Origin of the sequence: Mesorhizobium sp. M0030 (assembly GCF_040323695.1) — a bacterium.
Lineage (GTDB): Bacteria > Pseudomonadota > Alphaproteobacteria > Rhizobiales > Rhizobiaceae > Mesorhizobium.
Genome location: NZ_JAMYVE010000001.1, coordinates 235396 through 260641, shown reverse-complemented (window position 1 = coordinate 260641; position 25246 = coordinate 235396). Strand labels below are relative to the sequence as shown.

Genomic DNA, 25246 nt, shown 5'->3' with positions numbered 1-25246 from the left:
AACCTGCATGGACACCCAGATGCTGATCGGCTCGAAGTTCGAGAACGGCACCGAGACCGAGGAGCCGATTCTGAATCCAAAGACCGGGGCGACCATTCTCAACCTGCCTGAAGCAAGCCAGGCGCAGATCGAGGCGGCTGTTACTACCGCCGGGCGAGCATTCGTCTTGTGGTCACGCACAACGCCGGCGCAGCGCTCCGGCTATCTCCTCAAGATCGCCGACCGCATCGAGGCCAACGCGCGGGAGTTCGCGGCGCTCGAGGCGCTGAATTGCGGCAAGCCGATCAACGCCGTGCTCAATGACGAGATCCCGGCGATCGTCGACTGCTATCGTTTCTTTGCCGGCGCTGTGCGTTCGATGCCGGGCGTGGTCGCCGGCGAATACATTCCCGGCCACACCTCGATGGTGCGGCGCGATCCGATCGGCATTGTCGCTTCCATCGCGCCGTGGAACTATCCACTGATGATGATGGCCTGGAAGCTGGCGCCGGCCATTGCCGGCGGCAACACCGTCGTCTTCAAGCCGTCGGAGCAGACGCCGCTGACGGCGCTGAAGCTGGCCAGGATCCTGGCCGAGGTTCTGCCCGAGGGCGTCGTCAATGTCGTGCTCGGCCGCGGCGACAGCGTCGGCAACACGCTGATTAATCACGCCAAGGTCAACATGATTTCGATCACCGGCGACGTCGCCACGGGCAAGAAGGTGCTGCAGGCCGCCGCCAAGTCGGTCAAGCGCACGCATCTGGAACTCGGCGGCAAGGCGCCGGTCATCGTTTTCGACGACGCCGACCTTGGCGCCGTGGTCAACGGCCTGCGCGCTTTCGGCTACTACAATGCCGGGCAGGATTGTACAGCCGCCTGCCGCATCTATGCCGGCAAGAAGATCTACGACAAGCTCGTCGCCGATCTCTCATCTGCCGTCTCGACCATCAAATACAACCAGCCCGACGACACCGAAAACGAGATCGGGCCGCTGATCTCGCGCCGCCAGCGCGATCGCGTCTCGAGCTTCGTCGAGCGCGCTTCGGAACTGAAGCACATCGAGATCACCACCGGCGGCAAGCCCGGCGAAGGCTCCGGCTTCTATTACCAGCCGACGGTGGTTGCCGGCGCGCTGCAGGAAGACGAGATCGTGCGCCGCGAAGTGTTCGGTCCGGTCGTCTCCATCACCCGCTTCTCCGAAGTCGATGAAGCCGTGAACTGGGCCAATGACAGCGACTACGGCCTGGCATCCTCGGTGTGGACCAAGAACGTCTCGCGCGCCATGGCGACGGCCGCCCGTCTGCAATATGGCTGCACCTGGATCAACACCCATTTCATGCTGACCAACGAGATGCCGCATGGCGGGCTGAAGCAGTCTGGCTACGGCAAGGACATGTCTCTCTATGCGCTGGAGGATTATACCGCCGTTCGTCATGTGATGGTGGCGCATGGGTAGAGGCCGCCACTATCTCTAAAATATTCGCCAACCCGTTTTCTGTACATTAAGCGAGAGTTACTTTTGCGGTACGGCGGGAGTTCACGATTTACTGAATATTCAACCTGAACGAGCAGCCTCTTGCCGGGAAACCGCGCGGCGAGGGGTTTGCGCATGAACACGACCAAGATCAAGCTGGTACTCATTGCCGGCTTCTGTCTGATGATCGCTGTGTTCGGCGGCAAGGACATGATCAAGAAGAGCGGCTGGCCCGAGGCGCCTGCTGAAATCCTCGCGGTCAATGTCGAATGCGACATGGAATCGACCACCCACAAGATTGTCTACAAGACCGTCAGCACCGCCACGATCCCGTGCGAACTGGTGGATGCGTTCAAGACGGTTCATGCTGACAAAGAGTGGAAGGTGACCCAGAAATTCACCGGCACCTTGCGCGTCGGCACCGGCGCCGACGCCGTCGAGGCCACGATGGAGCTGAACAAGAACGGTGCCCGCGAACCGCAGGTCGGCGACAAGCTCACCGTCGTCCAGAACCCCGCCAACCCCACCCAGATCGAACGCACCGGCATGACCGGCACGCGTTTGACGATCGTCATTGGGGCTGGACTGCTCGGCGCGTTGCTTCTCTATCTTGCTTTCAAACCCCGCCGGCGGATGTCGACCTCCGCCGTGGCGGGCAACCCTGCCGGAGATGCCGGCGCGGACCAGCGCGCGCGCCAGGCCGACGCCTTGATAGCGGCGGCCCTGGCCAAGCAGGCCACATTGCCCAATCAGCCGGCACGTGTCGCGGCTGCCGGATTGGCCAGGGAAGGGCGGTTTTCCGGGCAGCGGACGAGTTTCGGCCGCCGCAACTGATGGCCGAAAACTGCTGCACCTGCCACGGCTACTCCACGATGCGGTAGATGTTCCAAAGGCTGGTGCCTGAAACGACGTAGGGCTCCATCTCCTTGCCCCATTTGGCGTGGGCGTCGATCATGCCGATCCTGGCGAAGAAACCCTCCAGCTGGGCAAGGCTTTCGACCTGATGATGCGATTCGACCGTCGCTTCCCGAGCTCCGATCGAACCGGTCATGATCTGGAACTCGAGATCGGCAATGCCGACCTGAGAGCCGATCTCGCGTTCCCATTTCTTCAACAGGTCGAGCACGGTCTGCTTGTGCCCGAACTTGGCGTCGATCTGCCATCTGGCGCTGAACATTTTTGTCTCCTCCAGTTTTGCGGCCCAAACCGCGGTTGATCTTTTCGCGGTGCAACTACTCGTCCCAAGCCTGCACGACCGTCTGTCGTGCAATCCGCCCATTCTTCAGCTCCAGCATCGCCGCGCAGAACACTTTCGTTCCGTCCGGATAGACGCAGGCCTGGGTGAAGGCGAGATTGTCGCCGTCGGCGATGGTGGTGTCGACCTTGTGGGTCATCGCCCGGCTGCAGATGTCGTCCCAGAACGTGCTGATCGCCGCCCGGCCGCGGATCTCGCGCGGCTTGCTCGGCGGATTGTTGCGGTCGATCACCCGCACCAGCGCGTCGTCGGCATAGAAGCTCGCCAGCATCCTGCCGTCCCGTCCTTCGATCGCTTTCTTGATCGCCGCGCCGTCCACGCTTTGCGTCTTTGTCAGCATTTCTTCCTCCATGGCCCGTCGATCGGGCGGTTGATGATCAAGCACTGCCCGGCGCGCACCGCCGGGCGTTTGTCTTTCACTGCGACTTGGCTTTGACGGCTGCGAACACGCCGTCGGTCTGCTGTTTGAAGGTCGCGAAATCGACCTGGCTGCCGTTGAGCATCGTCGACCAGTGGCGAACGATGGCCGCCATCGCGATCGCTTCCTTGATCTCCTCATCGGTCGCGCCATTGAGCTTGGCGGCCTCGGTGTGGAAATAGATGCAGTACTGGCAGGGGATCTGCGAGGCGACGGCCAGCCCCAGCAGTTCCTTGGTCTTGCCGTCGAGCGCGGTCTTGGGGTTGAGCTGCACACCCTTGATCTCGGCCCAGGCGCCGGCAACCGCGACATCCGGCAGCGTCTTGAACATGTCCGGCACCGAGCCGAGCGTCGCCTCGATGTCCTTGTAGGCGGCGGCCGCCGAGGCATCCTCGGCCCTGGCGGGAGCGATCGTGAACAGCGCGCCAACGCCTGCCGCTATCACCAGCGATTTGATCGACCTGTTTGACTTCAGCATTGCATCCTCCATCCGCAGTGCCTTTCCCGGCGACATCCGCCTGGCCTGCGTGGAGAGAATTGGTACGCCTCGACCCCACCTGGCCGCTTCGCCCGAAAGCGCCATGGTCCCTATGGCCCGTCCGGGCCAGCCTGCCTGGCGGAAAATGCCGCTGCCGCCGCCCGTGACGGCAAATCGAGCTTCAGCAATATGTTGGCGACATGACGCTTGACCGTATGCTCGCTGAGCCTCAGCTCGGCGGCGATCGCGGCATTGCTCTTGCCGTCGGCGATCAGGATCACCACCTCGCTTTCGCGCGCCGTCAGTTGAGCCGGCTCGGCGGGTTTCGCCTTGGGGCGGCAGGCCGGCTCCAGGTGCTGTTCCGACGTCGCCTGGACCAGCGCCAGCGGCTCGTCCAGCTCATCCACCGTGACACGCCCGGCATCGATGAAATACAGGCCGGACCCCGCCGCCAGATCGGCCGCCAGCCGCGACGCCAGAATGTCGCCGCGCCCGGCATGGGCGGCGATCTGCATCGTCACCCGTGCCATCAGCCCCACGGGCGGCCCGCGCATTTCGACCTCGCCGACATGGGCGCCCTGGGCGCTTGCAATGCCCATATGTTGCGCCGCATCGCGCAGTGCCGCCGCGCAGCGTATGGCCCGCGCCGGCCCGTCGAAGCGCGAGATCATCAATTCGCCATGGATGCCGGCAACGCGTCCGCCATGACGGCCGACCAGCTGCCGCCAGCTCTCCTGGAAGCGCTCGCTGCGCTCGCTCCACATGCGGTCGCCAACCCGCGCCGTGTCGTAGATGCGTGTCGCCAGAAGAGCGGCAAGCACGCGCTCCGCTTCGGCCACGGCACGCTCGCCGGTCAGGAATTCCTCGATCAGGTCGGCCACCCGGTCGACATCGCCGGTCCAGATCGGGTGGTCGCGCCCGGGGACCTCGACCAGTCGCGCATTCGAGATGTTTTTCGCCAGAAAGCGGCTGGCTCCGGGGTCCACCCGCGCGTCGTTGCGGCGATGGATGAGCAGAGTCGGTGCGCCGATCGCCGAAAGCACGCCGCGCACGTCGATCCCGGCATTCATTCGGGCAAGAGCGGCCGCTGCCGTCGGACTGGCCGACAGCCGCTCGAAGCGGGCCCACCACTGGGTGAAATGCGCATCATCTACCCGGCCGGGAGCGAAGTTGGGCAGTGTGGCGCCCGTGCCCCATTCCGTGCCGGCCGTCGCGATGAAGGCCTCGAGGCGCTCCGGCGACATCACCCATTTGTGGAAATGCGCATAACCGCCATAGAGCGCCAGCGCTCGTGTCCGTTCCGGATAGGTGGCGGCAAACAACATTGCCATCGGCGCGCCTTCCGAAGCGCCGAGCAAGGCCGCGCGGCCGCTGCCGGTGGCATCCATCACCGCGCGCACATCGTCCATGCGGGTTTCGAGGCTGGGCAGGTGGCGTGGGTCGACGCGGTCGGACAGGCCGGTGCCGCGCTTGTCGAACAGGATCAGCCGCGAGAACGCCGAGAGCCGTTTCAACAGCCTGGCGTAGCCCTCGTCTTCCCAATGCAGGTCGAGATTGGAGATGAAGCCAGGCACGAAAACCAGGTCGAACGATCCCTGGCCGACCACCTGATAGGCGATCCGCACGTCGCCGCTGAGGGCATATCGCGTCTCGATCGGCCTCACGTTGCTATCCCGCCCGGCCAGACGATTTCTGATCGCCGACCATAGCAGACGCCCGGCGGATGCGGCAGCCAAACTTTAGAAGACAGGAATATAGCCCGCGGCGAACCGTGTTCGCCCGCCATTTCTGGGGGAGGCTATTTCTGGGGAGCGGCGCTCTCTGCACCCGTGGGTTGGACGTAGCCGATGCTCACATCGGCCTGCTCCTCGGTCTTCGGCCGCTTGATCCTGGCCGAGGCCACGACGACGAGTTCGTCAAAACCTTCGCCGCCGCTGTCCAGCATCTCGAAGAACTGCCGGCGCATCCTGGGCTCCCAGAACTTGTTGATGTGCTCGGCCACGCCCGCCACACCTTCCTCGCGGGGCCTTGAATGGAAGAAGGCGGCGATCTGGTTGGCCATGCGCACCAGCTTTTCCCCGGTGCTCGTGATGTGTTCTTCGTCATGCGACATGCTGGGCAACTCCCAAGACCACCCGTTCCGGGTGGGTGAAAACATCGAAATCGTCGCCGCGCACCAGCGCCACCAGCGTCATGCTGGCCTCATCAGCGGTGCGGATGGCGAGCGCTGTCGGCGCCGAGACGGCGATGATGAAGGCCGAGCCGATCGCCGCCGTCTTCTGCACCATCTCCACCGAGACGCGTGATGTCACCACCACCGCGCCCGATGCACCGTCAATGCCGGCCTTCGCCAGCGCGCCGGCCAGCTTGTCCAGCGCATTGTGCCGGCCGACATCCTCGCGCGCCATGACGATGCCTTTGCCGGGAATGTAGAAGCCCGCTGCATGCACGGCGCCGGTTTCTGAATGCAGAGGCTGCACCTTGGACAAAAGCTTTACCGAACGGGTGATATCGTCGGCTTCAAGCGTAAGCTTGGACGCACCAACCTTGTCGACCGAGCGCATCGCTTCCTCAATCGATTCGATGCCGCACAGCCCGCAGCCAACCGGCCCGGCCAAGCGCCGGCGCCGCGTCTCGAAGCGCGTATTGGCCTGGTCCTTCAGCCGGATCTGGATATCGATGCCGGCGCCATGGTCCTCGACCTCAATCGCATCGATTTCGTCAGGCAAGGCTATGATGCCTTCGGTCAGAGAGAAGCCGAGCGCGAAATCCTCGAAATCGGCCGGGCTCGCCATCATCACCGCATGGGTGGTGCCGGCAAAGGAGAACGCCACCGGCGTCTCCTCCGGCACCATGCGGTTGGCCGCCGCAGTGCCGCTGGCGCGGTGGGCAAGGCGAGAGATTTGGGTGGTGGCTTGGCCTTTTCGGGTCACGAGGCGCGCCCCTCTGCCCTGTCCGTCCTTCGCAGTAGCTGTGGAGGCTCGCGCCTTTCCTCTCCCCCCTCCGGAGGGAGAGGAAAGGCGCCAGGCGGCATAAGCTCGCGTCCTTCCTCTCCCCCGTCGATCGGGGGAGAGGTGTTGAGCAAAGCTCGACGGAGTAGGGGTCGACCAACCGTCAAGATTGAAGCTCTTATTGTCGAACGCCGTGGCAAGACTACTCCGCCGCTTCCAGCTTTGCGATGCGGCGGCTCTGCTCGGCCTGCTCGTTATAATCGCGCTGCCAGTCCGAAGGCCCGTTGGAGGCGCCGACCTGCACCGCGGTCACCTTGTACTCCGGGCAGTTGGTCGCCCAGTCGGAGAAGTCGGTGGTGATGACGTTGGCCTGCGTGTCGGGATGGTGGAACGTTGTGTAGACCACACCTGGCGACACCCGGTCGGTGATCAGCGCACGCAGCGTCGTCTCACCCGAACGGCTGGTCAGCCGCACCCAGTCGCCATCGCGCAGGCCGCGGTTCTCGGCATCGTGCGGATGGATCTCCAGCCGGTCCTCCGAGTGCCACATGACGTTTTCGGTGCGCCTTGTCTGTGCACCGACATTGTACTGGCTGAGGATGCGGCCGGTGGTCAGCAGCAACGGGAAACGGGGCCCGGTCCGCTCGTCGGTCGCCACATATTCTGTGCGGATGAACTTGCCCTTGCCGCGCACGAAGCCGTCGATATGCATGATCGGCGTGCCGAGCGGCGCCTTCTCGTTGCAGGGCCATTGCACCGATCCGACACGGTCGAGCAGATCGAAGGAGACGCCGGCGAAGCTTGGCGTCGTTTTGGCGATCTCGTCCATGATTTCGGAGGGATGCTGGTAGTTCCAATCCAGCCCGATCGCGCGGGCAAGCTCCTGTGTCGCTTCCCAGTCGGCATAGCGCGCCTTCGGCTCCAGCACCTTGCGCACCATGTTGATGCGGCGCTCGGCATTTGTGAAGGTGCCGTCCTTTTCCAGGAAGGTCGAGCCCGGCAGGAAGACATGCGCGTAGTTGGCGGTCTCGTTGAGGAACAGGTCGTGCACGACCACGCATTCCATCGCCGCCAGGCCGGCCGCGACATGCTTGGTATCAGGGTCCGACTGCAGAATGTCCTCGCCCTGGATGTAGATGCCCTTGAACGAGCCGTCGACGGCGGCATCCAGCATGTTGGGGATGCGCAGGCCGGGTTCGTCGTCGAGCTTCACCCCCCAAAGGCTCTCATAGATGTCACGCACCGCCTCGCCCGAGATGTGGCGGTAGCCTGGCAGTTCGTGCGGGAATGAGCCCATGTCGCAGGAACCCTGCACGTTGTTCTGGCCGCGCAGCGGGTTCACGCCGACGCCGGGACGGCCGATATTGCCGGTCGCCATGGCAAGGTTGGCGATAGCCATAACCGTGGTCGAACCCTGGCTGTGTTCGGTGACGCCAAGGCCATAATAAATCGCGCCATTGCCGCCCTTGGCATAGAGGCGCGCAGCACCCCGGATCAGTTCGGGGTCGACGCCGGACAGCTTGCCCACGATTTCGGGGCTGTTTTCCGGCAAGGCGACGAAAGAAGCCCAATCCTGGAACTCCGCCCAGTCGCAGCGATCGCGGATGAAGGCTTCGTCGAAAAGCCCTTCGGTAACGATGACATGCGCCAGCGCCGTCAGCACCGCCACGTTGGTGCCGGGCTTCAGCGGTAGGTGATAGTCGGCCTCGATATGCGCTGACTTGACCATTTCGGTGCGGCGCGGATCGAGCACGATCAGCTTGGCGCCCTGGCGCAGCCGCTTTTTCAGCCGCGAGGCGAACACCGGGTGCGCGGAAGCCGGATTGGCGCCGATGATGACGGCGACATCGGTGAAGTCGACGGAATCGAAATCCTGCGTGCCGGCCGAGGTGCCATAGGTCTGGCCGAGGCCGTAGCCGGTCGGCGAGTGGCAGACGCGGGCGCAGGTGTCGACATTGTTGTTGCGGAAGCCTTGGCGCACAAGCTTCTGCACCAGATAGGTCTCTTCATTTGTGCATCGCGAGGACGTGATGCCGCCGATCGAGGTGCGGCCGTATTGATACTGGATACGGCGGAATTCCTTGGCCGTATGGGCGATGGCCTCTTCCCAACTCACTTCGCGCCAGGGATCGCTGACCTTTTCCCGGATCATAGGCGACAGGATGCGGTCCTTGTGGGTGGCATAGCCATAGGCGAAACGGCCCTTCACGCAGGAGTGGCCGTGGTTGGCCTTGCCGTCCTTGTAGGGCATCATGCGAATGACTTCGTCGTCCTTCACTTCGGCCTTGAACGAGCAGCCGACGCCGCAATAGGCGCAGGTGGTGACGGCGGAGCGCTCGGGCATGCCTTTCTCAAGCACGGTCTTTTCACGCAGCGCATCGGTCGGACAGGCCTGCACGCAGGCGCCGCAGGATACGCATTCGGAGGCGATGAAATCCTCGTGCATGCCGGCGACCATGCGCGATTCGAAACCGCGGCCCTCGATCGTCAGCGCGAAGGTGCCCTGCACCTCCTCGCAGGCCCGCACGCAGCGCGAGCAGACGATACATTGCGCCGGATCATAGGTGAAATATGGGTTGGACTCGTCGCGGGCGATGTAGTCGACCGCCAGCGAGCCATGGCCGGGCGCGACGCCGTTTTCCTGCTTGACGTGGTTGCGGCCCTCGATGCCGAAGCGGTTCTCGGTCAGGCCGACCGATTTCGCCACAACGTCGAACTCGCTGGCGCCGGTGCCGGCCTTCTCGTTCCAGCCGGTCGGGTGGTCGGAGACGTAAAGCTCCATGACACCGCGGCGGATGGCGTCGAGCCGCTCGGATTGCGTGCGCACCACCATGCCTTCGCCGACGGGCGTCGTGCAGGATGCCGGCGTGCCGCCGCGCCCGTCGATCTCGACCAGGCAGACGCGGCAGGAGCCGAACGAGTCCAGCATGTCGGTAGCGCAGAGTTTTGGGATCTCGACCCCGCCTTCCATCGCCGCGCGCATGATCGACGTACCCTCCGGCACGCTGATGCTGCGGCCGTCGACGATCAGCGTAACCTGCTTTTGCGCCTTCGATTCCGGGGTTCCGTAATCGAGTTCTTCGATGAGTGTCGGGAAGTCGGCCTTGATATTCATCTGCCAGCTCCTATTCAGCAGCCACGCGCGCCGGCGCGGGCTTGAAATCTTCGGGGAAATGGGTGATCGAGCTCATCACCGGATAGGGCGTGAAGCCGCCCAGCGCGCAGAGCGATCCGAACTTCATCGTGTTGCAGAGATCGGTGACCAGTGCCAGGTTCTTCTCCGGCTCGATGCCGGCGGCAAGCCGGTCGATGGTCTCCACCCCGCGTATCGAGCCGATGCGGCAGGGCGTGCACTTGCCGCAGCTTTCGATGGCGCAGAACTCCATGGCAAAGCGCGCCTGCTTCAGCATGTCGGCCGTGTCGTCGAACACGGTGATGCCGGCATGGCCGATCAGTCCGTCGCGCTTCGCGAACTCTTCGTAGTCGAACGGCGTGTCGAACAGGCCGCGCGGGAAATAGGCGCCGAGCGGGCCGCCGACCTGCACCGCCTTCACCGGGCGACCAGTGGCCGTACCGCCGCCGATATCGTCGACGATCTCGCCCAGCGTCATGCCGAACGCCGCCTCGAACAGGCCGCCGAACTTGACGTTGCCGGCGATCTGTATCGGGATCGTGCCGCGCGAGCGGCCCATGCCGAAATCCTTGTAGAAGGCAGCACCCTTGTCCATGATGATGGGCACGGAGGCCAGGCTGATGACGTTGTTGATCACCGTCGGCTTGCCGAACAGACCCTGGATTGCCGGCAGCGGTGGCTTGGCTCGCACCACGCCGCGCTTGCCTTCAAGGCTGTTCAGCAGCGAAGTTTCCTCGCCGCAGACATAGGCGCCGGCGCCGACGCGGATTTCCATGTCGAAGGCGTTGGGCGAACCCAGCACGCTGACGCCGAGCACGCCTGCCTTGCGGGCGACCTCGACAGCCTTGTTCATGACAGCCACCGCATGCGGATATTCCGAGCGGATATAGACGAACCCCTTGGTCGCGCCGGTGGCGATGCCGGCAATCGTCATGCCTTCGATGAGCACGAAGGGGTCGCCCTCCATAATCATGCGGTCGGCAAAGGTGGCGCTGTCGCCCTCGTCGGCATTGCAGACGATGTATTTGCGGTCAGATGTCGTATCGAGCACCGTCTTCCACTTGATGCCGGTCGGGAAGCCGGCGCCGCCTCGGCCGCGCAAGCCCGATTCCGTGACCTGTTTGACGATGTCGAGCGGCGCCATGGCCACCGCGTTCTGCAGGCCCTTGAGCCCGCCCAGTGACTTGTAGGCATCGAGCGATAGCGGGTCGTTGATGCCGCAACGCGCAAAGGTCAGGCGCGTCTGCTTGGCCAGGAACGGGATTTTGTCGGGCGCGCCCAGCCAGCGCTTGTGATGCCCGCCGGTGAGAAAGCCGCTGTCGAACAGGCTCTTGACGTCCGATGGCTTGACCGGCCCGTAAGCGACGCGGCCCTTTTCGGTCGCGACCTCGACCATCGGTTCGAGGAAATAGGCGCCGCGCGAGCCGTTGCGGACGATCTTGGCCTCGACACCCCGTTCGGCCAGTTCCGCACGAACAGCCTTGGCGACTTTTTCGGCGCCGAGCGCCAGCGCGCCGGAGTCACCTGGAATGTAGATGCGCGGGATCATGAGCGTACCTCCGCGACGATCTCTTCGATCTTCTCGTCATCGAGCCGCCCGATCACCTCACCATCCAGCATCGCCGACGGTGAACAGGCGCACAGCCCGAGGCAATAGACAGGCTCAAGCGTAACCGATCCGTCGCGGGTGGTCTCATGGAAATCGATGCCGAGCAACTGCTTGACCTTTGCGGCGATCGCATCCGAACCCATCGACTGGCAGGCTTCCGCCTGGCAAAGCTTGAGCACATGCCGGCCAGCCGGCCGGGCACGGAAATCATGATAGAAGGTCACGACGCCATGCACTTCGGCCCTCGACAGGTTCAGCCCATCGGCGATGACGGGCACGGCGTCCTGCGGCACGTGGCCAAATTCTTCCTGGATCTCGTGCAGGATCGGCAGCAGGGGGCCTTCGAGGCCCTTCAACTCCTGGATGATCGCCGCCGTGCGCGACTGTATCTCGGTACTTGCAGGCTGCATCGTCACGCAGCGCCCTCCCTATCGTAGCGATCGATGCATATAATCGTCCAAAAGCATGAAGCAGTTTTGGAACAACGACATGCCTACGCCGCTTAATCGCTAAGTGCTTAAGAAATCAGAGAAAACCTCTGAAATCAATAAAGCGGTTTCGTTGCACGATAGAAAATTTCTATCGCGCTGATTGACCAGTTATGACTAGCTCAGCGATTGGCGCGGAAATCGTCTGCCAGCGCCATCGCCTCGTCCAGCAGCGCCTGCACCAGCGGCGTGTGCGGTTCGCGCGGCGCGGCGACCAGCCCGACAGTGTGGCTGGCATCCGGTTCGACGATCGGAATGGCCCGGATCGGTTCGGAAAAACCGAATGTTTCCGCCAGGTTGAGCGGCATGATCGACGACCATTTGCCTGTCCGTATGTGGGAGAACAGCACGATCATCGAGTTGGATTCCAGTGTCGGCCGCACCTGCACGCCGGCCTCGGCCAGATGCTGGTCGATGATGCGGCGGTTCTGCATGTCCGGCGTCAACAAGCAGAGCGGCAGCTGGCTGATTTCGGCCCATGTCACTTTGTCGCGATCCGAATAGGGATTTCCGACCGCCGTGATCAGCTGGTAGCGCTCGTCATAGAGCGGCACGCTGGTCACCCGTCCGAGAGGCTCGTTGTCGAGATAGGTGATGCCGGCATCGACGTCGAAATTGCCGAGCAGCGACAACACCTCGATCGAGGTGCGCGACAGGATAGAGAAGGTGACGCCCGGATGCTTCTCGCGAAATGGCGTCGTAAGCCGCGCCACCATGGCGAGGGCGGTTGGGATGGCGGCAATACGGATACGCCCGGACAGGCCATGTCGCGCCGCCCGCATCTCTTCGCGCATGGTCCTGGAATCGCCGACGATGCGACGCGCCCACACCAGCACCTGCTTGCCTTCCGGCGTCAGCCCCTGAAAGCGCGAACCGCGATTGACCAGCATGACGCCGAGCTGGCCCTCCAGCTGCTTGATCCCGGCCGACAAGGTCGGCTGCGTGACGCCGCACGCTTCCGCCGCCCGGCCGAAATGCTCCTCCTTGGCCAGCGCGATGAAGAATTCGAGCTTGTCGATCATACCATCCGTCCGTTCGTTGCGCGCAAGGTCGGGGAAATTGCCTTTCGCCGCAAGCTCTACCCGCAATTGGCCATGCATCCACATCTTTGGGCCGGCTGGCTGTTTCCCCCGGCCGAACACGGCGCTATGTGGTTGGATGGAATACGAGGAGATCGGACATGCTGGGCTGGTTCCGCAAGCTTTTGCCGCGCGAAGATCGCTTCTTCGACCTCTTTGAACGGCATTCCCGCACCGTGGTCGGCGGCGCCGAGGCGCTGGAGCAGCTCCTGCAGGGCAAGGACATCGATCGTTGGTGCCAGAAGATCATCGATCTCGAGGACGAGGCCGATCATATCACGGCCGAAGTGCTGCTGGCGGTGCGGCGTTCCTTCATCACGCCCTTCGATCGCGGCGACATCAAGGACCTGATCCAGTCGATGGATGACGCCATCGACATGATGCACAAGACCGTCAAGACGGTGAAGCTGTTCGAAAAGAAGGAATTCGACCCGCTGATGCAGGAGATGGGCGGCGTCATCGTTGCCGCCTCCAGGCTGGTTGCCGAAGCAATCCCGCTGCTCAGCAAGGTCGGCACGCACACGGTACGCCTCAACGCCATCGCCGAAGAGGTGATGCGCGTCGAAAGCCGCGCCGACGATCTGCATGAGCAGGGATTGAAGGACCTGTTCAAGCGGCATGGCCGCAGCGATCCGATGGCCTACCTGATCGGCTCGGAGATCTACGGCCAGCTGGAGAAGGTGGTCGACCGCTTTGAGGACGTCGCCAACGAGATCAGCGGCATCGTCATCGAGAACGTTTAGGCAATGGAAGCCACCATCGCCTTTCCCGTGCTGATCGGCCTTGTCGCCGTCGCGCTGTTTTTCGATTTTCTCAACGGCCTGCACGATGCAGCGAACTCCATCGCCACCATCGTCTCCACCCGCGTGCTGAGACCGCAATATGCGGTCCTGTGGGCGGCTTTCTTCAATTTCATCGCCTTCATGTTCTTCGGCCTTCACGTGGCTGAAACTGTGGGAAAAGGTATCGTCGACGTCAGCATCGTCACGCCGGCGGTGATCTTCTCGGCGCTCGTTGGCGCCATCGTCTGGAACATCGTCACCTGGATTGCCGGCATCCCGTCCAGCAGTTCGCATGCCCTGATCGGCGGGCTCGTCGGCGCCGGCGTTGCAAAGGCTGGGCCCGGCGCCATCGTCTGGACCGGGCTTGGCAAGACGGTCGCCGCAATCGTCGTGTCGCCGGCGACAGGGTTTGTTCTGGCGCTGGTCCTGATCCTGGCCGTTTCCTGGCTGTTCGTGCGCCAGACACCGTTCGCCGTCGACAGCACCTTCCGCGTCATGCAGTTCTTTTCGGCCTCGCTTTATTCGCTAGGGCACGGCGGCAACGACGCCCAGAAAACCATGGGCATCATCGCCGTGCTGCTCTATTCGCAAGGTATGCTCGGCGGGACGTTCTACGTGCCGCTGTGGGTCGTCCTCACCTGTCAGACAGCACTGGCGCTCGGCACTTTGTTCGGCGGCTGGCGCATCGTTCACACGATGGGCTCGAAGATCACCCGGCTGAATCCGATGCAGGGCTTCTGCGCCGAGACCGGCGGCGCCATCACCCTGTTTGCCGCCACCTGGCTCGGCGTCCCCGTGTCGACCACCCATACCATCACCGGGGCCATCATCGGTGTCGGCGCCGCCCGCCGCGTCTCGGCCGTGCGCTGGGGCATTGCCGGCAACATCGTCATCGCCTGGATCGTCACCTTGCCGGCCACGGCTGCAATTTCGGCGCTCACCTACCTAGCGGTTGGCCTGGCAGGGTGAGGCGGACACCGGTGGTGCTTGGAGTCGCTGCCAATCTGCACTATCTGAGCCGCAGCCAAACGCCTTAGGGAATAATGCATGTCCGTCACCAAGGAAATCGTCACCGAGCGTCTGAAGACGGTCAACGGGCCGGACTTCACCGGCAACATCGTCGACCTCGGCATGGTTTCGGAGATTTTCATCGCCGATTCGAAAGTGTTTTTCTCGATCACCGTTCCCGCCGCCCGCGCACAGGAGATGGAGCCGCTGCGCGCTGCAGCCGAGCGTGTCGTCAAGGCGATCCCTGGTGTCGCCGGCGCCGTCGTCGCGCTGACGGCGGAGAAGAAGGGCGGCGGCATGGAGGCTCCGGTTGCGTCGCGTCCCGCGCCCAGGCCCGCACCGCCGGCTGCGCCAGGCGGGCCGCGCCCAGCTCCACACACTCCAGCCCCGCACGCCTCGGCCTCGCAAAGCTCGGGCAAGCGCGGCGTGCCCGGAATCGAGGCGATCATCGCGGTGGCGTCCGGCAAGGGGGGCGTCGGCAAGTCGACCACCGCTGTCAACATCGCGCTTGGCCTCGCCGCCAACGGTTTGCGTGTCGGCGTGCTCGATGCCGATATTTATGGCCCGTCCATGCCCAGGCTGCTCAACATCCATGGCCGGCCGCAGACCGTCGACGGCAAGATCCTGAAACCGATGGAGAATTACGGCCTTAAGGTGATGTCGATGGGCTTCCTCGTCGACGAGGAGACGCCGATGATCTGGCGCGGTCCGATGGTGATGTCGGCGCTGACGCAGATGCTGCGCGAGGTCGAATGGGGCCGCCTCGACGTGCTCGTCGTCGACATGCCGCCCGGCACCGGCGACGCCCAGCTGACCATGGCCCAGCAGGTGCCGCTGGCCGGCGCCGTCATCGTCTCGACGCCGCAGGACCTGGCGCTGATCGACGCCCGCAAAGGATTGAATATGTTCAAGAAGGTCGACGTGCCGCTGCTCGGCATCGTCGAGAACATGAGCTATTTCATCGCCCCCGATACCGGCAAGCGCTACGACATCTTTGGCCATGGCGGGGCGCGGCGCGAGGCCGAGCGCCTCGGCGTGACTTTCCTCGGCGAAGTGCCGTTGGAAATGGGCATTCGCGAAAGTTCTGATGAAGGTGCTCCGGTGGTGGCGTCGAAGCCAGACAGCGCCGAGGCGAAGATCTATCGCGGCATTGCTTCGAAGGTCTGGGACCGGGTCAACGAAGAACGCGGCGCGGCCGAAGCGGCGGTGCCGAACATCGTGTTCGAGTAGCTCGGATATCCCTCCCCTCAAGGGGGAGGGTGGCCCGAAGGGCCGGGGGGGTCCGCGGTGACACGCTCGACGCTATTTCTTTACAAGTCGAGGCAGCTCAACTCAGGTTGAGGCGGTTGAGGCGACCCCACCCGCCTCGCTTCGCGAGGCACCCTCCCCTCAAGGGGGAGGGGAACCCACCTTCTCGCCAAAGCTTGAAAAAAACTGCCCGGCCAGCTTCTTCGAAGTCGATTCGATGAGCCGGCTGCCGAGTTGGGCGATCTTGCCGCCGACTTCGGCTTTGGCCGCGTATTTGAGGACCGTCGCATCCGGCCCGTCCGCCGTCAGCGTCACGTCGGCGCCACCCTTGGCGAAGCCGGCAATACCGCCCTTGCCCTCGCCCTGGATGGTGTAGGAGTGCGGCGGCTTCAGGTTCTTCAACGTCACCTCGCCGTTGAATGTCGCCTTGATCGGTCCGATCTTCAGGACCACCGTCGCTGCCATTTCGGTCGGCGATTTCATCTCCAGGTTCTGGCAGCCGGGAATGGTCGCCTGCAAAACCTTCGGATCGTTCAGCGCGTCCCACACTTTCTGCAGGGGGGCGGCAATGCGTTCCTCGCCTTCGATCACCAAAGCCATCGATACCTCCCGGACAGACTTCGAAGGCCTAACGCACGGTCTGGTCTGTGTCTATCGCACCAAAGTCCGGTTGCGACGGTGCGCCCTCTTGCCTGCTTCCGCGCGTTGCCATATCGATTTGTCTTACAAATACGGAGACCATGATGGCAGGCGCCCCCACCGGAAAGAAGAAATTTCGCTCGCAGGAGTGGTTCGACAATCCCGACAATCCAGGCATGACCGCGCTCTACCTCGAGCGCTACCTGAACTACGGCCTGACGCGGGCCGAGTTGATGTCGGGCAAGCCGCTGATCGGCATCGCCCAGACCGGCTCGGATCTGTCGCCGTGCAACCGCCACCATATCGAACTCGCCAAGCGCGTGCGCGAAGGCATCGTCTCGATGGGCGGCATCCCCTTCGAATTCCCGTGCCATCCGATCCAGGAGACCGGCAAGCGCCCGACCGCGGCACTCGACCGCAACCTTGCCTATCTCGGCCTGGTCGAAGTGCTTTACGGCTATCCGCTCGACGGCGTCGTGCTGACCATCGGCTGCGACAAAACCACGCCGGCGCTGCTGATGGCGGCGGCCACCGTCAATATTCCGGCCATAGCACTTTCGGTCGGACCGATGCTCAATGGCTGGCACAAAGGCAAGCGCACGGGATCCGGCACCATCGTCTGGGAATCGCGCCAGCGGCTCTCCGCCGGCGAGATCGACTATGACGAGTTCATGGACATCGTCGCCTCATCGGCGCCGTCGACCGGCTATTGCAACACCATGGGCACCGCCACCACGATGAACTCGCTGGCCGAGGCGCTCGGGATGCAATTGCCGGGCTCGGCTGCCATTCCGGCACCCTACCGCGAGCGCGGCCAGATCTCCTATGAGACGGGCAAGCGCATCGTCGAGATGGTGCATGAGGATCTGAAGCCGTCCGACATCATGACGCGCAAGGCGTTCGAGAACGCCATTGTCGTCAATTCGGCGATTGGCGGCTCGACCAATGCGCCGATCCACCTCAACGCGATTGCCCGCCATCTCGGCGTGCCGCTCACCAATGACGACTGGCAGACGGTCGGCCTCCATGTGCCGCTCATCGTCAATCTGCAGCCATCTGGCGAATATCTCGGCGAGGACTATCATCATGCCGGCGGTGTGCCGGCTGTGGTTGCCGAACTGATGAAGGCCAAGCTGCTGCCCTATCCCGAAGCCATGACCGTCAACGGGAAATCGATCGGCGACAATTGCAAGGGGGTCGCCAACGAGAATACCGATGTCATCCGCACTGTTGCCGAGCCGCTGAAGGCCAATGCCGGCTTCATCAATCTCAGCGGCAATCTGTTCGATTCCGCCATCATGAAGATGAGCGGCATCTCGCCGGAATTCCGCGAACGCTATCTCTCCAACCCGAACGACCCGGAAGCCTTCGAAGGCAAAGCCATGGTCTTTGACGGGCCGGAGGACTACCACGCCCGCATCGACGATCCGGCGCAAGGCATCGACGAGCACACCATCCTGTTCATGCGCGGCGCCGGCCCGATCGGCTATCCCGGCGGCGCCGAGGTCGTCAACATGCAGCCGCCCGCTTATCTCATCAAGAAGGGCATTCACGCGCTGGCCTGCATCGGCGATGGCCGCCAGTCGGGCACATCCGGCTCGCCGTCTATCCTCAACGCTTCGCCGGAGGCCGCCATTGGCGGCGGCCTGGCGCTGCTCAAGACCGGCGACCGTGTGCGCATCGACTTACGCAAAGGCACTGCCAACATCCTCGTCACCGACGAGGAAATCACGCGCCGCCGTGCCGAACTGCAGGTCGATGGCGGCTATCATTATCCCAAGCATCAGACGCCATGGCAGGAGATCCAGCGCTCCATGGTCGACCAGTTCTCGGAGGGCATGGTGCTGAAGCCGGCGGTGAAATACCAGGACGTCGCGCACACCAGCGGCGTGCCGAGGGACAACCACTAGGCGTTGCAAGTTTGGTGAAATCGAAGGCGGCTTGCCATCGGGCAGGCCGCCTTTTCTCATGGCAACGCTCTTGTATCGATTGGGCCAAGTCTACAGATACGTCGTGTCGATAGGTCCTGCACAAGGGCACCCATCAATGACGAAGCGGCGCTCTTCCCTCGGTTTCCTCGGCATGTTCGGCCGCTCGGGTGACTTGCGGGAACTGGACAACGCGCTGCGCGGCGCCGACCTTCACCCGGCACTGGTGCCAGAGGGAGTAAAGCTCACCATCGTCAATCTGATGAAGGATCACTGGCCGGACGAGCCCCCGCCAGAGGCTTATCGGTCTGTGGCGCAGCTGTTTGGTTATTGCATCGCAGGCCCACAAACCTTTGAGCAGGCCAATGGGCCGGAGCGGCGGCTGGACGCTGAGCGCCGCATCGAGGCAGCGCTTGAAACCGGCGACAGCCTGGATGCCCAGATCGTGCTGATGGCGCTGCATGGCAAGCTGATCAGCGCCGAAGTCGTCGAGCGCTTTGGGCTAAGTGCGGACTGACCTTCGTAAGGTGAAGCTTACCCGCCCATGCCGCTGCGTGGCAGCTTGATCATCTCGCCGAAGCGGGCGCGCAATTTGTCGTCTAGCAGCTTCGGCACATGGCGCGGGAAGCGCTCGGCAAGCACGCGCTTCTTTTCGATGATCGCCCGCTGCAAGATGTCGGGCCGGCCCTTCTCGTTCCATTCCTTGGGCGAAAAGCGGTCGCCGACGGCCGGATAAAAATACTCGGTCTGCATCAGGCGCAGCGTCTGCTCGTTGCCGAGATAGTGGCCTGGGCCATTCATGCAGACTTCGGTGATGGTGTCGATCGACAGCGCTTCGTCGGTCACTTCGATGCCCCGCACGCAGCGCAGGCAGTGGCCCAGCATGTCATTGTCTATGATCAGGCTCTCCAGGCAAAAGCCGAGCAGCGAGGCGTGCATGCCCGCCGATTCATAGACCAGATTGAGGCCGGCAAGACCGGCCATCACGTCGGTGATCCCCTTTTCATAGCCGGACTGGATGTCGGGCAGTTTCGAATCCGTCATGCCGGCGGCCGAGCCGCCCGGCAGGTCGTAGAACTGCGCCATCTGCGCGCAGGCCGAAGTCAGTACTGCCTGCTCGGCCGAGCCGCCCGACATGGCGCCGGTCCTCAGGTCGGAGACGAACGGCCAGGTGCCGAAGATCGCCGGATGCCCGGGCTTGATGGCGTTGACGTAGATGAGGCCGACCAGCACTTCGGCCACCGCTTGCACCACAGCGCCGGCAATCGCCGCGGGAGCGGTGGCGCCGGCCTGGCCGGCCGATAGAAGCAGGATCGGGATGCCGCCGTCGACACAGGCTTCGAGCACGCCGCAGGCGTCCTCGGCAAACTTCATCGGCGGCACGACGAAGCAATTGGAGTTTGACACGAACGGCCGGGCGCGAAAGTTCTCCTCGCCGCCGGCGATCGCATAAAGCATTTCCAGCGCCGGCTGCACGTTCTCGCGCACCGTGAACGAGGTGCCGACATGCTTCGACGTGCCCATCACGCAGGCGTAGAGCGTGTTGAAGTCCATTTCGAGCGGATCGGGAATGTCGCGCGGCACCATCGGCCGCTGGAAGAAATGGATGTTGTCGAGCCCTTCGACGAGGCGAGCGGCATCATAAATGTCCTGCACCAGCGACTCGCGGTATTCGCGCTTTTCGACATCGACCAGATGCACCGCCGCACCCGCCGTGCCGTAATGCACGCGCTTGCCCTGGATCAGCATGTCATGCCTGGGGTCCTGGCCGTGCAGCGTAAAATTTCGCGCGGCTCGTCTGATCGTGTCCATCACAAGCCCGCGTGGGAAACGGACGCGGCCGTCATCGCCGTAAACGGCGCCGACCCCGGTCAGCGCCTCGACGCAGGAGGGAATGGCATTGGCGAAGCCGACGGTCTCCAGCAGCGTCAGCACCGCTTCATGGATGCGCTCCTGGTCGTTCCGGTTGAGCGGGCCGTAACTGCCGCCTTCAAGCCCGGCACGTACCGGCCTGATGTCGTCGGCCAAAGGTGCTGCCCGCATGGCGCGGCGCGCTTCGCGCCCGCCGGATCGTCGCGAACGCTGGTCGGCTGATGTATCTTTAGGAGCCGCATCCTTAAGAGCCGCATCCTGCTGCTCAACAGCCACTGACATGGGGGGCACTCCACCTTTAGCTTGCGAAACACGACGCGGTGATTGGTCCACCGTCGGCCTGCTTCGTCCCTCTGTCAGCCGACTATGCCGTTGCCATTGGCCCAGCCTATGGGCCAGTCAACGCAGCCGAGTATGCCAGAGAGCTAATGCAGAATGTTGGTGATCATGCCAAGGGCCGGGCTGTTCAAAGCCCCGGCACAGGCAAATCAGGCTGCAGCGGGCCTGCGTCCGGCTGCGGTCGCGAGCTCGCGAATACCCGGCTCGATGTGCTGCAGTGCGATCGAGGAAATGCCCAAGCGCATGAAACGCGACGGCTTTTCGGTGCGATCGAAGAAGCGATCGCCCGGCTCGATGATGACGCTGCGCGAGGCCGCGGCCTCGGCCAGTCCACGTGAATCGGTGCCGCGCGGGCCTTCCAGCCAGAGCGATGTGCCGCCGGCCGAATCGGTCGAGCGCCATTCCGGCAGGAATGCGGAAATCGCATGGACCAGACGCTTGCGCCGCTCGTCGAAGGCCGACGACAGCCGCCGCACCAGGGCTTCGTGATGGCCGAGCGACAGGAATAGCGCGACCGCGCGCTGGTTGTTGGCCGGCGGGTGCCTGAGCATGAAGCGACGCAGCGCCCTGAGCTCGGAGATTAGTCCAGCCGAAGCGACGATGTAGCCAAGCCGCAGGCCCGGAGCCAGCGTCTTCGACATCGAGCCGACATAGACGACGCGACCCGAGCGATCGAGGCTCTTCAGCGCCTGCTGCGGCGCCTCGTCGAGAAGCTGGCTGTCATAGCCGTCCTCGATGATGATCTGGTTGTGGCGGTTGGCGCGCGCCAGAAGGTCCTGCCGCCGCTCCGCCGACAGCGGCACCATGGTCGGGCAATGGTGGCTGGGGGTGACGAAGACAAAGCCGGAATCGTTGGGAATGGACGAGGTGACGATGCCGGACTGATCGACCGGAACCGGCTGGATTTCGGCGCCTGCCAAGCGGAAGATCGAGCGCGCGTCAGGGTATCCCGGGTCTTCCATCGCGACCTTGGAGCCCTTGGCCATCAGCAGTGTCGCCAGCATATAGAGCGCGTTCTGGGCGCCAAGCGTGACGATGATCTCGTCCGGATTGGCGAAGATGCCGCGCCGCGGCAACAGCCGCGCCTGGATCTGCTCGATCAAGAGCGGATCGTCGCGATCGACCATGTCGGAGGCCCAGTTGCGGATTTCGAGCACGGCCAGCGCCATGCGGTTGCACTCACGCCATTCGGCTGTCGGGAACAGCGCCGGGTCGAACTGGCCGTAGACGAAGGGGTAGGAGGACTTGATCCAGTTGTCGTGCTTGGCCGGTGGCGGCATGTCGCTGGCGGCGATCTGCCGGCGTGCCTTCCAGTCGATCTCGTTCTGCTGGTCGGGCGCCTTCTGGTGCGGCTTGGCGGGGGTGGCCAGCACATCCGGATTGACGAAATGGCCGCGCCGTTCGCGCGCCACCAGGAAACCTTGGTCGACCAATTGCTGGAACGCCAGCACCACAGTGCCGCGCGCGACGCCGAGTTTTTCAGCCAGGATGCGGCAGGACGGAAGCGGCATCGAAGCGGCGATCTGCCGGTCGAGAATGGCGGCGACGATCGCCTGACGGATCTGCGCCTGCAGGGTCTGGCCCGATTCCGCCGAAATCCGGAACAGGCCGGACCATATGGCCGTGTCGTTACGCTGTGGCATGGAAGGTGTTCCTCGATGGCCAGTCTTTTTTGCTTGGCTGGACCAGCGGAAGGTAACCGTGGCACAAGGGGTTGCGCCAATCAATTTTTCTGATCGCTGGGATTTATGCCAGTGATCTATGCGCGACGCGCAGCGTCGTCGCATCCCCGGGTGACGCTTGCGTCATCCCGCAGCGCGGACGCCCGCGCGATGCGCAGCGTCGTCGCGCCTCATTGTCCCCAGCGCGATGCGAAGCGTCGTCGCTACTCCCATCACATCATCCAGCGCGACGCGCAGCGTCGTAGCTTCATCACATCGCACTATGCTGCACTGCGTCATCCCCACGCATTGAAACATGGGGAATTCGGCTCGATAACATCACCCCGACGACACGCGCCGGAAACATCCGGTCTGATAAGATGTCGTGAAAAACGATCAGGAGCCGGCAGTGGATCATTCCTCCTTCGACAACCAGCTTGTCGCATTGCGTGCTGCGCGCGCGGCGGCATCGGGCACGATGCGCGAGGCTTTTGCCGCGGACCCCAAGCGCTTCGAGACATTTTCGGCCAGCGACGGCGACCTTTTGCTCGACTGGTCGAAATGCGCGGTCGACCAGCGCACGATGGAACTGCTCGAGAAGCTCGCCGCCGCCGCCGATCTCGAAGGTCGCCGCGCCGCAATGTTTTCCGGCAAGAAGATCAACATCACCGAAGACCGCGCCGTGCTGCACACGGCGCTGCGCAACCTCTCGGGCAAGGGCGTCACGGTCGATGGCCAGGACGTCAAGGCGGATGTGCTGTCCGTGCTCGACGCCATGGGCGCTTTCGCCGACGCCATTCGCTCCGGCAAGGCCGCCGGCGCCACCGGCAAGAAAATCACCGACATTGTCAACATCGGCATTGGCGGCTCCGATCTCGGCCCGGCCATGGCGACGCTGGCGCTGGCGCCCTATCACGACGGCCCGCGCGCGCACTACGTCTCCAACATCGACGGCGCCCATATCCACGACACGCTGAAGGGCCTGTCGGCCGAAACCACTCTGTTCATCATCGCCTCGAAGACCTTCACCACGGTCGAGACGATGACCAATGCCGAGACGGCGCGCGAATGGGTGCAGAAGGCGCTCGGCAAGGAAGCTGTCGGCAAGCATTTCGCCGCCGTCTCGACCGCGCTCGACCTGGTTTCCAAGTTCGGCATCGAAGCCGATCGCGTGTTCGGCTTCTGGGACTGGGTCGGCGGCCGCTATTCGCTGTGGGGCGCCATCGGTCTGCCGGTGATGATCGCCATCGGTCCGCGCAATTTCCGCGCCTTCCTCGACGGCGCGCATGAGATGGACGAGCACTTCCGCACCGCGCCCTTGCAGAAGAACCTGCCGGTGTTGCTGGGGCTGGTCGGCTGGTGGCATCGCGTGATCTGCGGCTATCCGGCGCGTGCCGTCATCCCTTATGACCAGCGCCTGTCGAGGTTGCCGGCCTATCTGCAGCAGCTCGACATGGAATCGAACGGCAAGGGCGTCACCCTCGACGGCACGCCGGTGACGACGCCGACTGGGCCGCTGGTCTGGGGCGAGCCCGGCACCAATGGCCAGCACGCCTTCTTCCAGCTGCTGCATCAGGGTACCGATTTCATACCGGTAGAATTCCTCGCTGCCGCCGTCGGCCATGAGCCGGATCTCAAGCACCAGCACGATCTGCTGCTTGCCAATTGCCTGGCGCAGTCGGAAGCGTTGATGAAGGGCCGCACGCTGGACGAGGCGCGCGCGCAGATGTTGGCAAAGGGCATGAAGCCGGCCGATGTCGACAGAATAGCCCCGCACCGTGTCTTCTCCGGCAACCGCCCCTCGGTGACGATCCTCTACCGCAAGCTCGACCCGCGCACCTTCGGCCGGCTGATCGCGCTTTACGAGCACCGCGTCTTCGTCGAAGGCACTCTGTTCAACATCAATTCCTTCGACCAATGGGGCGTCGAGCTCGGCAAGGAGCTGGCGACCGGCCTGTTGCCAGTCGTGGAAGGCAAGGAGAGCGCCGACAAGCGCGACGCATCGACCGCCGGGCTGGTGGCGCGCATCCAGCAACTGCGGGGGGCGCAATGAAAAATCCGGCCGACATCAAGGGCATCTTGTTCGACAAGGACGGCACGCTTGTCGATTTCAACGCGACCTGGCTCAGCATTGCCGATTTCATGGCCATGGACGCAGCCGAGGGCGATCGCTGGAAGGCCGACAGGCTGCTTTCGGCGGCGGGCTTCGATTTTGTCGCCAAGCGCTTCAAGCCCGATTCCATCTTCGCCTCGGGCACCAACATGGATGTCGTCGAACTATGGTTCCCGCGTCTGTCCGACGAGGACCAGATGCTGGCCGTCGCCCGCTTCAACGAGATCACCTCGGTGCAAGGCTCGTCGATGGCGGTTGCCTTGCCCGGCGTCGTCGCAGCGCTGACGGCTCTGCACAAGCGGTCCTACCGGCTCGGCGTCGCCACCAACGATTCGACTGCCGGTGCCGAAAAGACCATGGTCACGCTCGGCGTCGCGCAGCTGTTCACCGCCGCCTATGGCTATGACGCGGTCGCCAATCCGAAACCGGCGCCGGACACGATCGTCGCCTTTTGCGACCTGACCGGGTTGAAGGCGTCCGAGATCGCCATGGTCGGCGACAACCGCCACGACCTGGAGATGGCGCGTGCTGGCGGCTGCGGCCTGGCGGTCGGCGTGCTCTCCGGCACCGGCACGCGTGAATCGCTGTCGGCGATCGCCGATGTCGTTTTGGATTCGGTCGCCGATTTGCCAGACTTTCTCTCGGCGCGGGTCAAGGAGACAGTCTGACGGGGGCTTGGGGGGATTCAATCAACTTCGGCTTTCCTACCAATGGAAGTTGCCGTTGGGCTCATCTGCCTGAACGGGCAGGTTGCGGTATAGCGGACATCGGGTCAGCAGTCAGGGGTGCAAC

The 25246-nt window shown here is 63.6% G+C and carries 22 protein-coding genes; 9 read left to right on the top strand and 13 right to left on the bottom strand.

Annotated elements, in window-relative coordinates:
- Positions 1–7: 7 nt before the first annotated feature.
- Entirely contained in the window at positions 8–1435 is a 1428-nt protein-coding gene (locus NKJ80_RS01220; RefSeq protein ID WP_352496889.1) for a gamma-aminobutyraldehyde dehydrogenase, read from the top strand.
- 153 nt (positions 1436–1588) lie between these two features.
- Positions 1589–2287, top strand: a complete 699-nt coding sequence (locus NKJ80_RS01215) for a DUF3592 domain-containing protein (protein WP_352496888.1) — start codon at positions 1589–1591, stop codon at positions 2285–2287.
- 28 nt (positions 2288–2315) lie between these two features.
- Here the strand turns inward: NKJ80_RS01215 and NKJ80_RS01210 are convergent, their stop codons facing one another.
- From NKJ80_RS01210 to NKJ80_RS01165, 10 genes are all read right to left on the bottom strand, one after another.
- A complete protein-coding gene (locus NKJ80_RS01210; protein ID WP_023834344.1) occupies positions 2316–2630 on the bottom strand; it encodes a hypothetical protein in 315 nt (104 codons plus the stop codon).
- Positions 2631–2685: 55 nt separating this feature from the next.
- The gene (locus tag NKJ80_RS01205) at positions 2686–3048 is read right to left on the bottom strand and encodes a nuclear transport factor 2 family protein (protein WP_352496887.1); all 363 of its coding nucleotides are present in this window, start codon (positions 3046–3048) and stop codon (positions 2686–2688) included.
- Between the two features lie 76 nt (positions 3049–3124).
- The gene (locus NKJ80_RS01200; RefSeq protein WP_023688798.1) at positions 3125–3604 is read right to left on the bottom strand and encodes a carboxymuconolactone decarboxylase family protein; all 480 of its coding nucleotides are present in this window, start codon (positions 3602–3604) and stop codon (positions 3125–3127) included.
- Between the two features lie 110 nt (positions 3605–3714).
- Positions 3715–5268, bottom strand: a complete 1554-nt coding sequence (locus NKJ80_RS01195) for an alpha/beta fold hydrolase (RefSeq protein WP_023823790.1) — start codon at positions 5266–5268, stop codon at positions 3715–3717.
- A gap of 134 nt (positions 5269–5402) precedes the next feature.
- Positions 5403–5717 carry a formate dehydrogenase subunit delta gene (locus NKJ80_RS01190; RefSeq protein ID WP_023688796.1) on the bottom strand — a complete coding sequence of 105 codons (315 nt, stop codon included), beginning with the start codon at positions 5715–5717 and terminating at the stop codon, positions 5403–5405.
- Positions 5707–6537 carry a formate dehydrogenase accessory sulfurtransferase FdhD gene (gene fdhD / locus NKJ80_RS01185; RefSeq protein ID WP_352496886.1) on the bottom strand — a complete coding sequence of 277 codons (831 nt, stop codon included), beginning with the start codon at positions 6535–6537 and terminating at the stop codon, positions 5707–5709. Before fdhD ends, NKJ80_RS01190 begins: the two co-directional genes overlap by 11 nt.
- A 220-nt stretch (positions 6538–6757) precedes the next feature.
- Positions 6758–9670 carry a formate dehydrogenase subunit alpha gene (fdhF, locus tag NKJ80_RS01180; protein WP_352496885.1) on the bottom strand — a complete coding sequence of 971 codons (2913 nt, stop codon included), beginning with the start codon at positions 9668–9670 and terminating at the stop codon, positions 6758–6760.
- A 10-nt stretch (positions 9671–9680) separates the two neighbouring features.
- A complete protein-coding gene (locus tag NKJ80_RS01175; protein WP_023673426.1) occupies positions 9681–11237 on the bottom strand; it encodes a formate dehydrogenase beta subunit in 1557 nt (518 codons plus the stop codon).
- A complete protein-coding gene (locus NKJ80_RS01170) occupies positions 11234–11713 on the bottom strand; it encodes a formate dehydrogenase subunit gamma (RefSeq protein WP_023738147.1) in 480 nt (159 codons plus the stop codon). Before NKJ80_RS01170 ends, NKJ80_RS01175 begins: the two co-directional genes overlap by 4 nt.
- A gap of 194 nt (positions 11714–11907) precedes the next feature.
- The gene (locus tag NKJ80_RS01165; protein WP_023688790.1) at positions 11908–12807 is read right to left on the bottom strand and encodes a LysR family transcriptional regulator; all 900 of its coding nucleotides are present in this window, start codon (positions 12805–12807) and stop codon (positions 11908–11910) included.
- A gap of 158 nt (positions 12808–12965) precedes the next feature.
- Between NKJ80_RS01165 and NKJ80_RS01160 the strand changes: the two genes are divergently transcribed.
- The 3 genes from NKJ80_RS01160 (at position 12966) to NKJ80_RS01150 (ending at position 15884) form a co-directional block, all read left to right on the top strand.
- Positions 12966–13607 carry a DUF47 domain-containing protein gene (locus tag NKJ80_RS01160; RefSeq protein WP_023673429.1) on the top strand — a complete coding sequence of 214 codons (642 nt, stop codon included), beginning with the start codon at positions 12966–12968 and terminating at the stop codon, positions 13605–13607.
- 3 nt (positions 13608–13610) lie between these two features.
- Positions 13611–14615 carry an inorganic phosphate transporter gene (locus tag NKJ80_RS01155; protein WP_023703518.1) on the top strand — a complete coding sequence of 335 codons (1005 nt, stop codon included), beginning with the start codon at positions 13611–13613 and terminating at the stop codon, positions 14613–14615.
- Between the two features lie 78 nt (positions 14616–14693).
- Positions 14694–15884 (top strand): Mrp/NBP35 family ATP-binding protein, encoded by a 1191-nt coding sequence (locus NKJ80_RS01150; RefSeq protein WP_023703517.1) that lies wholly within the window; start codon positions 14694–14696, stop codon positions 15882–15884.
- 159 nt (positions 15885–16043) lie between these two features.
- On the opposite strand, the gene NKJ80_RS01145 is transcribed toward NKJ80_RS01150, so the two are convergent.
- On the bottom strand, positions 16044–16502 hold the full coding sequence (locus NKJ80_RS01145; protein WP_352496884.1) for an SRPBCC family protein: 459 nt from the start codon (positions 16500–16502) through the stop codon (positions 16044–16046).
- Positions 16503–16645: 143 nt separating this feature from the next.
- On the opposite strand from NKJ80_RS01145, the gene NKJ80_RS01140 reads away from it, so the two are divergent.
- Together NKJ80_RS01140 and NKJ80_RS01135 are read left to right on the top strand one after the other, a co-directional pair.
- Positions 16646–18451: an IlvD/Edd family dehydratase gene (locus tag NKJ80_RS01140; RefSeq protein WP_352496883.1), complete on the top strand. Its 1806-nt coding sequence runs from the start codon at positions 16646–16648 to the stop codon at positions 18449–18451.
- 136 nt (positions 18452–18587) lie between these two features.
- Positions 18588–18986 carry a hypothetical protein gene (locus NKJ80_RS01135; protein ID WP_023692622.1) on the top strand — a complete coding sequence of 133 codons (399 nt, stop codon included), beginning with the start codon at positions 18588–18590 and terminating at the stop codon, positions 18984–18986.
- Between the two features lie 17 nt (positions 18987–19003).
- On the opposite strand, the gene NKJ80_RS01130 is transcribed toward NKJ80_RS01135, so the two are convergent.
- Both NKJ80_RS01130 and pdxR read right to left on the bottom strand, forming a co-directional pair.
- Positions 19004–20623 (bottom strand): trimethylamine methyltransferase family protein, encoded by a 1620-nt coding sequence (locus NKJ80_RS01130; protein WP_023745244.1) that lies wholly within the window; start codon positions 20621–20623, stop codon positions 19004–19006.
- 206 nt (positions 20624–20829) lie between these two features.
- On the bottom strand, positions 20830–22323 hold the full coding sequence (pdxR, locus tag NKJ80_RS01125) for a MocR-like pyridoxine biosynthesis transcription factor PdxR (protein ID WP_352496882.1): 1494 nt from the start codon (positions 22321–22323) through the stop codon (positions 20830–20832).
- Between the two features lie 427 nt (positions 22324–22750).
- On the opposite strand from pdxR, the gene pgi reads away from it, so the two are divergent.
- Positions 22751–24394, top strand: coding sequence for a glucose-6-phosphate isomerase (gene pgi, locus NKJ80_RS01120; protein ID WP_502902170.1), 1644 nt, complete (start codon positions 22751–22753; stop codon positions 24392–24394).
- Positions 24391–25122 (top strand): HAD family hydrolase, encoded by a 732-nt coding sequence (locus tag NKJ80_RS01115; RefSeq protein ID WP_352443985.1) that lies wholly within the window; start codon positions 24391–24393, stop codon positions 25120–25122. The genes pgi and NKJ80_RS01115 overlap by 4 nt, the downstream gene beginning before the upstream one ends.
- The last annotated feature ends 124 nt before the right edge of the window (positions 25123–25246 follow it).

Coding starts and splice junctions, on each gene's coding strand:
- NKJ80_RS01115 (WP_352443985.1), top strand. CDS start 24,391: ATGAAAAATCCGGCCGACATCAAGGGCATCTTGTTCGACAAGGACGGC.
- NKJ80_RS01215 (WP_352496888.1), top strand. CDS start 1,589: ATGAACACGACCAAGATCAAGCTGGTACTCATTGCCGGCTTCTGTCTG.
- NKJ80_RS01130 (WP_023745244.1), bottom strand. CDS start 20,623: ATGTCAGTGGCTGTTGAGCAGCAGGATGCGGCTCTTAAGGATGCGGCT.
- NKJ80_RS01140 (WP_352496883.1), top strand. CDS start 16,646: ATGGCAGGCGCCCCCACCGGAAAGAAGAAATTTCGCTCGCAGGAGTGG.
- NKJ80_RS01135 (WP_023692622.1), top strand. CDS start 18,588: ATGACGAAGCGGCGCTCTTCCCTCGGTTTCCTCGGCATGTTCGGCCGC.
- NKJ80_RS01165 (WP_023688790.1), bottom strand. CDS start 12,807: ATGATCGACAAGCTCGAATTCTTCATCGCGCTGGCCAAGGAGGAGCAT.
- NKJ80_RS01210 (WP_023834344.1), bottom strand. CDS start 2,630: ATGTTCAGCGCCAGATGGCAGATCGACGCCAAGTTCGGGCACAAGCAG.
- NKJ80_RS01175 (WP_023673426.1), bottom strand. CDS start 11,237: ATGATCCCGCGCATCTACATTCCAGGTGACTCCGGCGCGCTGGCGCTC.
- NKJ80_RS01150 (WP_023703517.1), top strand. CDS start 14,694: ATGTCCGTCACCAAGGAAATCGTCACCGAGCGTCTGAAGACGGTCAAC.
- NKJ80_RS01155 (WP_023703518.1), top strand. CDS start 13,611: ATGGAAGCCACCATCGCCTTTCCCGTGCTGATCGGCCTTGTCGCCGTC.
- NKJ80_RS01145 (WP_352496884.1), bottom strand. CDS start 16,502: ATGGCTTTGGTGATCGAAGGCGAGGAACGCATTGCCGCCCCCCTGCAG.
- NKJ80_RS01220 (WP_352496889.1), top strand. CDS start 8: ATGGACACCCAGATGCTGATCGGCTCGAAGTTCGAGAACGGCACCGAG.
- NKJ80_RS01160 (WP_023673429.1), top strand. CDS start 12,966: ATGCTGGGCTGGTTCCGCAAGCTTTTGCCGCGCGAAGATCGCTTCTTC.
- pdxR (WP_352496882.1), bottom strand. CDS start 22,323: ATGCCACAGCGTAACGACACGGCCATATGGTCCGGCCTGTTCCGGATT.
- NKJ80_RS01205 (WP_352496887.1), bottom strand. CDS start 3,048: ATGCTGACAAAGACGCAAAGCGTGGACGGCGCGGCGATCAAGAAAGCG.
- NKJ80_RS01200 (WP_023688798.1), bottom strand. CDS start 3,604: ATGCTGAAGTCAAACAGGTCGATCAAATCGCTGGTGATAGCGGCAGGC.
- NKJ80_RS01190 (WP_023688796.1), bottom strand. CDS start 5,717: ATGTCGCATGACGAAGAACACATCACGAGCACCGGGGAAAAGCTGGTG.
- fdhF (WP_352496885.1), bottom strand. CDS start 9,670: ATGAATATCAAGGCCGACTTCCCGACACTCATCGAAGAACTCGATTAC.